Origin of the sequence: Streptomyces ficellus (genome assembly GCF_030406405.1) — a bacterium.
Classification (GTDB): domain Bacteria; phylum Actinomycetota; class Actinomycetes; order Streptomycetales; family Streptomycetaceae; genus Streptomyces; species Streptomyces ficellus_B.
Map to the genome: position 1 here is coordinate 70018 of NZ_JAUEPL010000032.1, position 9718 is coordinate 79735.

Annotated in this window: 11 protein-coding genes and 2 pseudogenes; 8 read left to right on the forward strand and 5 right to left on the reverse strand. The window is 66.7% G+C overall.

Annotation, left to right across the window (positions count from 1 at the left end):
* Nucleotides 1-113 precede the first annotated feature (113 nt).
* A complete protein-coding gene (locus tag QWM81_RS20545; protein WP_290113636.1) occupies nucleotides 114-623 on the forward strand; it encodes a hypothetical protein in 510 nt (169 codons plus the stop codon).
* Between the two features lie 92 nt (nucleotides 624-715).
* On the opposite strand, the gene QWM81_RS29155 is transcribed toward QWM81_RS20545, so the two are convergent.
* Nucleotides 716-1414: a DUF6233 domain-containing protein gene (locus QWM81_RS29155; RefSeq protein WP_353938324.1), complete on the reverse strand. Its 699-nt coding sequence runs from the start codon at nucleotides 1412-1414 to the stop codon at nucleotides 716-718.
* Nucleotides 1415-1702: 288 nt separating this feature from the next.
* On the opposite strand from QWM81_RS29155, the gene QWM81_RS20555 reads away from it, so the two are divergent.
* From QWM81_RS20555 to QWM81_RS20565, 3 genes and pseudogenes are all read left to right on the forward strand, one after another.
* Nucleotides 1703-1885: a hypothetical protein gene (locus QWM81_RS20555; RefSeq protein ID WP_290113637.1), complete on the forward strand. Its 183-nt coding sequence runs from the start codon at nucleotides 1703-1705 to the stop codon at nucleotides 1883-1885.
* 715 nt (nucleotides 1886-2600) lie between these two features.
* Nucleotides 2601-2963, forward strand: a pseudogene (locus QWM81_RS29160) (YceI family protein); the annotation flags it as partial.
* On the forward strand, nucleotides 2941-3237 hold the full coding sequence (locus QWM81_RS20565) for a YceI family protein (RefSeq protein WP_353938325.1): 297 nt from the start codon (nucleotides 2941-2943) through the stop codon (nucleotides 3235-3237). The pseudogene QWM81_RS29160 and the gene QWM81_RS20565, both read left to right, overlap by 23 nt.
* Nucleotides 3238-3604: 367 nt before the next feature.
* Here the strand turns inward: QWM81_RS20565 and QWM81_RS20570 are convergent, their stop codons facing one another.
* Nucleotides 3605-3814 carry a hypothetical protein gene (locus QWM81_RS20570; RefSeq protein ID WP_290113638.1) on the reverse strand — a complete coding sequence of 70 codons (210 nt, stop codon included), beginning with the start codon at nucleotides 3812-3814 and terminating at the stop codon, nucleotides 3605-3607.
* Nucleotides 3815-3822: 8 nt separating this feature from the next.
* Here QWM81_RS20570 and QWM81_RS20575 point away from each other — a divergent pair, with 8 nt between their 5' ends.
* The gene (locus QWM81_RS20575) at nucleotides 3823-4815 is read left to right on the forward strand and encodes a hypothetical protein (protein WP_290113639.1); all 993 of its coding nucleotides are present in this window, start codon (nucleotides 3823-3825) and stop codon (nucleotides 4813-4815) included.
* Nucleotides 4764-5096 (forward strand): hypothetical protein, encoded by a 333-nt coding sequence (locus QWM81_RS20580; protein WP_290113640.1) that lies wholly within the window; start codon nucleotides 4764-4766, stop codon nucleotides 5094-5096. Before QWM81_RS20575 ends, QWM81_RS20580 begins: the two co-directional genes overlap by 52 nt.
* Nucleotides 5097-5176: 80 nt before the next feature.
* On the opposite strand, the gene QWM81_RS20585 is transcribed toward QWM81_RS20580, so the two are convergent.
* Complete coding sequence (locus tag QWM81_RS20585; protein WP_290113641.1) at nucleotides 5177-6139, reverse strand: SMI1/KNR4 family protein; 963 nt, start codon at nucleotides 6137-6139, stop codon at nucleotides 5177-5179.
* A 461-nt stretch (nucleotides 6140-6600) separates the two neighbouring features.
* Here QWM81_RS20585 and QWM81_RS20590 point away from each other — a divergent pair, with 461 nt between their 5' ends.
* Both QWM81_RS20590 and QWM81_RS20595 read left to right on the forward strand, forming a co-directional pair.
* Nucleotides 6601-6840 carry a hypothetical protein gene (locus QWM81_RS20590; protein WP_290113642.1) on the forward strand — a complete coding sequence of 80 codons (240 nt, stop codon included), beginning with the start codon at nucleotides 6601-6603 and terminating at the stop codon, nucleotides 6838-6840.
* A complete protein-coding gene (locus QWM81_RS20595; RefSeq protein ID WP_290113643.1) occupies nucleotides 6840-7217 on the forward strand; it encodes a fic family toxin-antitoxin system, toxin component in 378 nt (125 codons plus the stop codon). Before QWM81_RS20590 ends, QWM81_RS20595 begins: the two co-directional genes overlap by 1 nt.
* 1741 nt (nucleotides 7218-8958) lie before the next feature.
* Here QWM81_RS20595 and QWM81_RS20600 read toward each other — a convergent pair.
* Nucleotides 8959-9219: a hypothetical protein gene (locus tag QWM81_RS20600; RefSeq protein WP_290113644.1), complete on the reverse strand. Its 261-nt coding sequence runs from the start codon at nucleotides 9217-9219 to the stop codon at nucleotides 8959-8961.
* Nucleotides 9220-9603: 384 nt separating this feature from the next.
* Nucleotides 9604-9718 (reverse strand): annotated as a pseudogene (locus QWM81_RS20605) (IS5/IS1182 family transposase); the annotation flags it as partial.

A 9718-nucleotide genomic window follows, 5' to 3' on the forward strand; every position in this document is an offset into this window, starting at 1 on the left:
ATGCCTCCGGCCTCAGCCGTTCCGACTCGGCACGGACACTGCTGGAGAGGGCCGCTGAACAGCAGCTTCGGTGAAAGTCGACGACCAGACACTCGCAGGTGAATCATGAGCGGGTGACGTCGACTGAATCAGCAGCCACCGCCCTGCAGGACCATGCCGCCCTCTGGAGCATGGGAGAAATCCGCGCCCACGATGTCGTCAGTGCCGCCTGTGATGCGCTCGTCGCCGGACTCGACAGCCCCGGCCTCCGGACTCTGGCCGCCTGCACACGCGCCGAGGCGGACTACGACGTGCACGAGTTGCTCCCCGATGCGCTCGACGAGCTCGGCCTCACCTTCTATCCGGTCGCCAGCGACGCCGGCCAAGAAGCCGCCGCGCAAGCGCTCGCACGCCGCGTGCTCGCGGGCGAGCTGACAGCTCGGGAGTTCACGTCCCGAATTCACCAGCTTTTCGGACATGAGCTACCCCTGACTGAACGGCTTGCCGAGCTCGATGACGAGTACGACGTTCTCGAATATGGCGACAGAACAGCGACACAGGTCGATGCCGAGGTCACGACCGAAGCCCGCCGCCTCGCAGCCCGCCCCCGCGTTTCGGCCGAACCCACGGACACACCGAGCTGATGCCCAGGTATTGACCCGCGAGCTCCGGCTGAACAAGCGCAGTGCAGTGCACTGTCACGGGACCGTCCGCGCACAGCAACGCGCCCATCAGGTCAAACAGCTCGTCCCCGCGCGGTCAGGGAGTCGAACAGGATTGGATCGAGCTCAGCGGCTGCCCCGCACAATGAGCACAGCCGGACCCCGGGCCGCTCCGCAGCCGCAAGCGCCTGGTCCAGCGACAGCGACGCCACGCCCTGCGGTGCCTCGGCACAGTCGACTGCGTGCACGACGCCCTGGGGCGGGACCGCGGCCGCCGCCCAGCTTCTGCAGCACCCAGCCCGAAGTCCGGCGCGGCCCGAGCAACTGCTCGACGACCGACGGGAGGGGCAAATGCTCGATCGGCACGGCGTCATACGCCACGCCGTCGACCAGCCGCACGTACTGCGGTACGGGAAGCCACACCCGGTACTCGACGGGTTCCGTCTCGCCGGTCTAGTGGTGAAGGGGCAGTATTCCGATGCTGCGCTGTTCCCTGGTCGCGACCGGGGAGCAAGGAAGTCGGCCGGACACATTTTGTTGCGAGTAGCAGTCCAGCGGGTGCCGGACGGAGCCTGGGCGAGCTGCGCGGGTGGGGGAGGGCGGTCTGGGCAGAGTCGGCTGTGGCAGATAGTCTGTAGGGAACGCGTCAAGTTGGGCGTGGGTGTGCCGGGAAGTCTGGTCGGCGTTTTCAGGGGCTGTGTGTCCGTTCGTCGATGCTTTCCGGAGGATTTCGCCGTCGTGACTCTTTCCGCCAAACGGCATACCGGCATCATCTTGGTAGTTGCAGGAGCACTGATGTGCCTTGCTGGAGCTGCGCTCTACGTGATGCCGGGTCCTGGCTTCCCCGTTCTCGTGCTCGGCCTGGCCGCCCTCGTCGTCGGGCTCTTCCTGCTCGCCGCGCTCCGCCGCGAGTGACCGCCGTCTTCACTCTCCGACAGGAGCCCTGGTACCGATGCTCTGGCAGTGGCTTGGCCTTGCCGTCTTCTCTGTCGCCCTGTTGCCCGCTGGCGTCGCGCTGCTGACCGGCCGCGTACCACAGCGGCTGCATCCGCCTGGACCCGATGCGCCCGCGCGGCCTGGCGCTTCTGGCCTTCTACGCCGCTGCGCCGCTCAATGCCATTTCCGGCCTGGCCGGCGCCTCGCCCGTGCTTACTCTGGCCGCCACGGGCCTGGCGATGGTGGTGACACTCGCGGGATGCATCGTGGTGATGGTCGCCACCCAGCGGATCAGGGCCACACGATGATCGGCCGTACACGCTGGATGCGGCATGCCTGGTCCCTGACCGTCTGGTGGCTGCTGCTGGCCCTGGCTCTGTGGTTCCTTGGCCGAGCCGTCGGCCAGACCTCTTCCCTCACGGCATGCGCCGCTTCCTCAGCGTTCCTGATCGGCATCGGGGAAATCGGTGACTGGCTGCGTCGACGCTTGGCAGCTCACCGTAGGCGGACAGGGCCCGCTACCGAACGGTCCCGCTCAAGGCGCGTCCAGGGGTGATCCGGTGCTCTCCCGTTGGTGGTATGCGCTGATCAGCGCCGCATGTCTGCTGGGCTTCCTTGTCGCCGTCAGCACAGGGGCCTGGGCCGATGAGCACAAGGTCGGCTGGCTGTCTTCCGGCTGCGTCGCCATCGGAGGCGCCATGCTGGGCATCGGACTGGTCATGGCCGGGCGGGCCGTTCTGCCCGGCCGGCTACGGCGGGCGATGTTCCGGGTGCCTCCGCCCGAAGGACGGCACCGACGACCAGGTCCACCGCGCTGAATTGCCTGCAACGGCACGAGCAGGTCGTCGTTGAGAACCGACTGGCACTGGTCACGGCGGCTTCCCCATGTGTGCATCGCGTTTTCGCCGTTGGAGTGGTTTCGCGAGCGAGAGCGGACAACGTTTGTCGACGGTTCGGACAGCACTTTGGCGATCACCGCCGCAGAAGTGTTGACGAGAACTGACAACGCTTTGGCGGCCTGCCATGACCTCCTTGTCAGCCTTGTCAGCCACGCCTGCACTTGGGGGCTGGCCTACCCGCTGCCGCTGCGAGAGGCTGACCCATCACGGGTTGATCTTCAGCACCCGGAGGCTACGAGCTCACGGCAGCATCAGGGAACCAGCTCTTACCAGCAGCAGGTGCATACGAGATCGCTCAGGCGGCATCAACGGTCCGCTTCGACACACGCGCCATGTTCGGGCTGCTCCCAGCCGAGGTACCTTCGCCATCGGTCATGGCCGCATTACTGTGGCGGACCCGGCAGAAGAATCGTTGGTGCACGTCGCGATAGAGGCAGGAAGCTTCGAGTCGGGCAATCAGCAGCGTGACGACCACGTCAGGTCCTCTGACTACCTCGACGTGGCTCGGCATCCCGAGAGCGGCTTCCGGAGCCGGCGTCTGGAACGATCCGGCGCTGATCCCACTTTGGTACGGCGAGTTGACGGTATGCGGGGTGACTCACCCGATCGCTGTCACACTCGGCACGGTTGCCCACGAGGGCAAGCGGATGACGGCGAGCGGCACTACCACGATCGACAGGTACGCCTTCGGCATCACCAAGGCCAAGGACATGACGGGACGGCATCTCAAGATCACTTCGGAAGTCGTCGCGCACCGCTGAACCGATCGTGGTGCTAAGACGTCGTTTCTCATGGCGCCGTGAGCCGTTGAGTAGCTCGTGGTGGACTTGCTGGAACGGTTGGTGCCGGAGGAGCTGTGGGTGCGGCCCTCTCCCAGTCGACGCAACGACAGAAGCGGGGGACGGGTTCGCCCGGCGGTCGCGCCTGCCACAGCCGACACGCAGCGGGACCGCCCCTTCCGGGACGGCAACGCAAGCTGGGCACCGCAGAGAGCTACAACTGCCCGTTCTACCGCGTCCGTCAGCGCGGCGAACGCAGATCGTGACACCGAGAGGACGGGGCGGCACGGCGAAGGTGCCGTACGGCAAGCTGAAGCCCGGCGTGCTGTACAAAGTTCCGCACCTCGGCCTACGACGGCAGCCTGTACGAGACGACCTGGTCTCCCTGGGCGGACTTCCGCATCGACCCGTACATGAAGTTCCCCGCGCCGCAGACGACGTCAACCATCGACCCGCTGGCCCAGACCGATCCGAGGTCACCCGTACCGACCCGGGCGCCGTTGCTCTCACGGGCCGCAAGGCCACCGGTGAACGGTCCTGCTCCACGGTCGATGCTCAAGGCCGCTGGTGTGCATCGAGATCACTCCGCCCTCCAAGCAGAGTAAGGAGCCGGCAACTTCCCCGCGGGCCGGGGTTGCCGGCCCCGTCGACCTGGTGGCGTGGTGCGGAAGCAAGCCGCTTGGCAAGAACTACATGAACCGCAGCGAGGCGTGCCTGAAGGACATCGGCTCCGCCACGCTGATCTTCCTGGACGCCGACCCGGATTTGCCCGCCTTCGGCCTGGCCACTTTCGACCTGCAACAGCGGATCAAGACGTACCCCAACAAGGGTGCGTCCGGTTCGGACTTCGCCGAGTTCGATCAGCAGCTCGTTGCGATGCCGCGCAACATCGACGCTGCTCTCCAGGGCGTCAACCTCACGTGGCTGGCCATCAACAACTGTTCTTCCTGCACCACGTCACAGACGCGGTGGACGGACGTCAACGGCGCCGCCGCGACCGGCCACTGGGGATTCTCCGAGGTGGGTCCTCTCAATGCCCGCTACGGCACTGTCCAGACCACTTGGTCGGGCACGGGCAAGGAGATCATTGACCTCGGATGGGCCATCCGGGCCACTGCGGACGCCAGCCTGACTTCCTCGGCGACCGCCGACTTCGGCACCAGCGGAGATGTACGCGTCCGCGAACTCGCCCCGCGCTGCGACCACATCGTCAAGGGCTCGGGGCCGGGCTGTGTGCTGCCGTACTTCAATCCGAACTGGACGGTGGACACCAACCTGTACCCGGCCGCCGGCGCGTACTACTGGTACATGCAGCAGGTGATGCCCGATCACGCCGACTCCAAAAGGTGGGACAGCCTGATGCACTACCTGGGCCCGGACACTCCGGTGAAGAACAGCACCGGCGGCACATGGACCTCGGACAACAGCCTCACCCGCGTGTGTGACGCACCTGGAGCGTCCACCCGTCCGATGCATCGGTGGGGTCGGTCGACTGCGACGAGTTCGCGATGGCCTCGACTCACGAGTCCGGCGGCTTCCCGAACAGCGCGAACCTGGTGACGTCGGGCAACAAGTGCGCACAGTTGTACACCGACAAGATGGGCGACGGTTCGGCGAACTTCGCAATCGTCGCTGACACCCGCACGGCAGTGAACGGCCCGAGCGGTACGGAGCGATGCGGGCGTACGGCAATCCCCAGCGTGCAAAACCAACGGGCGTTCACCGGTTTCCCGGCTCCGTCGTGGCGGATGCTGGACGGTGACGGGTTCTTCATCACCCTTCCGGGGTTCGAGCACTGCACATCAACCGCGACGACCTGCACCTGGCGCAAGATCGGCTGACATAGCCCAAGCGGCAGCAGGTGAAGCAGGAGGGAGGCCAGCCCACCGAGCTGGCCTCCCTCTCGCGAGTGGTCAGCCGGTCAAAGGCTGCCACCGGTTTTCCAGCGCTGGGTCGAGCCTGCTGCCCCACACCAGCGCCCCGCCGACCAGGCCGGGCTTGTCCCGCGTGGCCAGAGCCGGGGCTTCTCCCCCCCCAGCATGTCGGCCACCCCTTCCAGGTAGGTGGCCAGCGTGTCGAGCTCGTCGCCGGGGCCTTCGTTGTAGCGGGACCAGCGGCCCAGGTAGCCGCTCGCGGCGTCCACGTACAGGCCCGAGGCGCTGTCAGCCGGGCCCAAAGCGAACACCGGAATCCAGGTCGGCTTCCACACAGTGATCCGGTCGTACTCGGGGCGGCGGGCGTTGAGGGTGTCCTGGTGGGCCTGGGAGTCCATCTGCTGCCGGTAGAAGGCGGCTACGGCATCCAAGGCCATCAGGGCCTGGTTTCCCGGCAGGCATCCCGCGCCGCTGACCCCGTCGTCGCCTGCGGTCAGCGACCACAAGGTGCTCAGGTCGGCGGGTATTTGGATGCCGAGGTCGTCTGCCAGGGCGGTGATGGTTGCAGGGCTCACGCCATCGCGGAGTACGGCGTAAGAGTCGGGAGCGTTGCGCTGAAGCCAGCCGGTGATGCGCTGCCAGGCGTCGGCGACCTCCCGTACGGTGACCGCGGCGGCGGCAGGATCGGCAGACTGGTCCTGGTCCTGGTCCTGGTTCTCGTCGTGGTCCTGGGCTTTCTCGGCGGGCTCGACCGGTTGGGCGGAGGGGGCTAAGTTCACGTACGGGATCTCGATGCGGTCGGGCTCGCGGATGTAGCCGACGGCAAGGGCCGGGCAGTCCTCGAACAAGTCGCCGTCGACCGTCACGGTGAGGATGCCGGGCAGGTCCGAGGGCCGGCCCATGTCCGGGTCGTCGGCCAGCTGGCCGGCCAGAACCTTCAGGGCGTAGGGGACGCCGGCACCCAACTGGGTAGCGGTGTCGCGTACATGCAGAGGAATCTCAACGTTCACAGCCTGTGCTCCTTGCTGGTCGGCTGGAGGGCGGTGCCCTCACACAGTAGGACGCCTGGCTTACCGCCCGAGTGGCGCGGGCGTCCTGTCATGCCCGGACATGTCATGCGGCGTGGGGCGCCAACCCTCCCGGACTCCTGCCGATCCGGCTGTCCGCCGGTGGCGGGTGCGCGCGCCGCCCCGGCTTGGGTCGGCAATCGGCCCGCCCGCGGATAGCCCCGCGTGGCCGCCGCTTGGTGCTGTCCCAGGGTCGCCTGCGGGCGGCCCGACCGCCGCCTGGACGCCGTCGGTCGTCGCGCGGTCTCCTTCGTACGCTCGGCCGCGGTGGCGACTGCCAGGTGCTGCCGCCGTGCCGTTGTCGGGTGGCTGATTCCCACCAGCCTGGTGCCAGCCGACCTGTGCTCGCAGCGCCGCTCCTGGGCGGGAGCCCACACACCGGTAACAGCTGTTACCATGCCGGTATGGCCAAGACACAGTTGGGCGCACGAGTCGATCAGGACGTCGCGGAGCTCGCAAAGAAGCGTGCCGCTGACCTCGGGCTGAGCATCGGGGACTACCTCGCCCGCCTTGTGCAGGACGACGCCAGCGGCCTACGCGCCCGCGCGGTGGACGCCGCCGCCCGCTTCCTCGCCGAGCACCAGGACGTCTTCGACGAGGCCGAGAACACCCACAAGGCCGCTCCCGGAGCGCGCGCCGCCTGATGGAGCTGCACATCGACGTCCCCTGGATCCTGCAGGTCGCCGAAGCCGCCGGGGCCAACGATCCCGCCCCCGACGACTACGGAGTTCCCGTCTCGGCGGTCGCCCGCCACCGAGCGGAGCTGTTCGAGCAGCCCGTCTATGACGGCCCCTACGCCAAGGCCGCCTCGCTGGTGCACACGTTGGGCCGCTGCCGCTGGCTGGAACGCTCCAACCTGGCCGTCGCGGCCGCTACCGGCGTCATGTACCTGGAAGCCGCCGGGATCCTCGTCAAACCCACCCGCCAGGACGCCATCGCCCTCAAAGACCTGCTCCTAGACCCCGCCTGCACCGCCGCGAAGATCGCCGCACTGCTGCGGACCTGGCCTACTACCACCTGACACCCGCCCGACGCTCCGTGGGCGGCAGTGTGGCCGTGCAGGGCTACACCTGGATGGCTCCTGTACTGACACGCCTAATTGCAAGGCGTCATCCGCACTGACCGGCCCCCGCAGGCCTGACGCCATAGGGCAGCCGCCTACGCCCCGCCGCCCCCCGGACGTCGGCCAACTCTGCCACCTGCCGCTCGCCTGCTGCCGCGCCCGCCAAGGGCTGCCGACGAGCCCAGTTGTTCGCGGGGCTCTGCACCGTCTGCCCCTGATCCATTGCTGGACCACCCTTTCCGCTTCCTTGGCCTCGGCGGCCAGGCGCCACTCCTCCTCCTTCTGCTGGGCGGGTCCCCGGGCCAACTCGTACTCCCGTCCGGGCGGTGGAAGTTCCTTCTCCCCTCGGCGCCACGCGAAGATTCATTCGTCCATCGAGTCGACCACGCCGCGTAGGACCCAGGAACGCCGGCGACGGTACGTTGCGTACTCCAGGGCGTGCAGGTCCTCGATGTAGTGCAGGCCCCCCAGGAGGCGACGGTGCGCACGTCGTCGTGGCGAATCTTTAGGACGTTGGGCTTTGCGGCGCGCACCTTGGTGTGCCATGACTTCTCCCAGTCGGTCTGCAACGCATGATCGTGGGCCCGGAAATCCGCCGGGGAGACGTCCTGGGGGCGCGGGCGGGCCTCGGGTATTAGGCGGGCATTCTCATCCAGTAGCCCAAGGTTCTTGCCAGGCGGCCACGAGCCGTCCGTTCAGCCTCCGTGCGGGCGGCTCGGGCGTCCTGCAACTGGTTCTTGAGGACGAGGTGGGCGGTGAACAGCTCGCGCCGGCGCCGAGGTGCTGTTGAGTTTTGCCTGCGGTGAATGTTGATGCCGGAGACAAAGGCAAGCCGTTCAGGTCTGTGAGAGGGCGGATTCTTCGGTCTCGGCTTGACGCGGTTGGATTGGACTGCCAATGGCCGCTGTGCGGTGACGAATCCACCGTCCCGGTGACTCACACTTGCTCTTCACCCTCTGCCAGCGCCGCTGTGGCACGGTCGTGGCCGTCGAGGATCACTCAGCCGTCGAAGGAGGGCACCCACCACAGTAGGAGGCGAGTGTGCCCTCGCGCGCGTGTTTGCGGTAGGCCTTCACGCGTGGTGCGTTGAAGGCCGCAGCGGCAGGAGGCCATGCCAGCCGCCTTCGCAGAGCAGTTGAAGGGTGGCGTGCGGCCAGTCCAGGACCAGGTCGGTGGTCCAGATGCCTGGTGCGAAGGCGGCGCGGCGGGAAGGTGGTGCCGCCGAAGCGAGTAGGGACGGCCTTGATGGATGTATCAGGGGTTTGATCGTTATCCGTGTCCGGGGACAGCGAACGCTGATCGGTGTGGTCTTGGCTGGCCGGTTGGTGAGGTCTGGTCCCTTGACCGTCGGAGGTACCGGCAATCTGAAGTACGTCGAGACCTTTCCGTTGGTTGAAGTTCCAATCGACTAGGCGCGCACGCGACGAACACCGGTAGAAATGCCCGAAAGTTTAGGCTGTGACGCTACTCACGCGGCGAGGGCTTGATCATCATCAAGCCGGGAAGATAATATCAATTCATGGCTCGGTCGGACTGCCGGGCCCGCTGTACGGGGAAAACGGGGGAAGTCATGGTGGGCGGTTTCAGCCAGCGTCTTTATTTGGGTTTTTGTGCTCTGCCCATTTTTCGGCCTGTGCGCACGGACATGTGAAATGCAATGGCGCTGCGGCCTTTCGACATTTCGCCGTGCGGGAGCGTCTCAGCCGCTGAAGGTCATCAGGAGGAAGATCGGGTAGAGCACGGCCAAGCCGCCAATGGTCAACCCGATTGCGCACTGGACACGGTGGACTCGTTTGGTCAGTCCGATCGTCCCAAAAGTCACGGCCAGGCTGCCGAACAGCAGTGGGAACGCGACACCGGCGTAGCCGATGAACATCGCGGCGATGAGCGCGAGGGCGCCAAGAATGAGTGAGGCGCGCCCGTAGAGCGCCGTGGCGTCGTCCGTGGGTCGGGTTGTCATAGCGGGTTCCTCGCTCTTCGTCTTCAGCGTCGTCCAGGCCGGCGGGAAAGGTGTCCCGCTCGGACCTCATGATGGCACTTCTCTCACGTTTCCCCGGCCTGTATCGCCATGAAAGAAACCTGTGAGAGCAAGATCACGCCACTGTGGGCGAGGCGTGGCGCAAGGAATTTGAAAACGGGAGGAAAGTATGGAACGTCGCTCTGCGATGAAACTGGCTTCACTGGCATTGGTGCCGATGGCGCTGCTGGCGACCGGCTTGCCGGCGGCCACGGCGTCCGAGAAGGCCCCCCAGCCGGAGGCACCAGTGTTCACTATATCCGCGCTGGCTGGCGGTGACATGAAGGACGTCTCGGGGACAAGCGCCCGGAGCACTAAGGCGTCGTTTCATTTGGTGAGGCGGCGGTGACAGATGAGGGCTGCGGCTATGCCGACGAAGGCGAGGAAGTGCTCGGCCTTGCGTTCGTAACGGCGGTGGAGCCGACGGCAGCCGGCCAGCCAG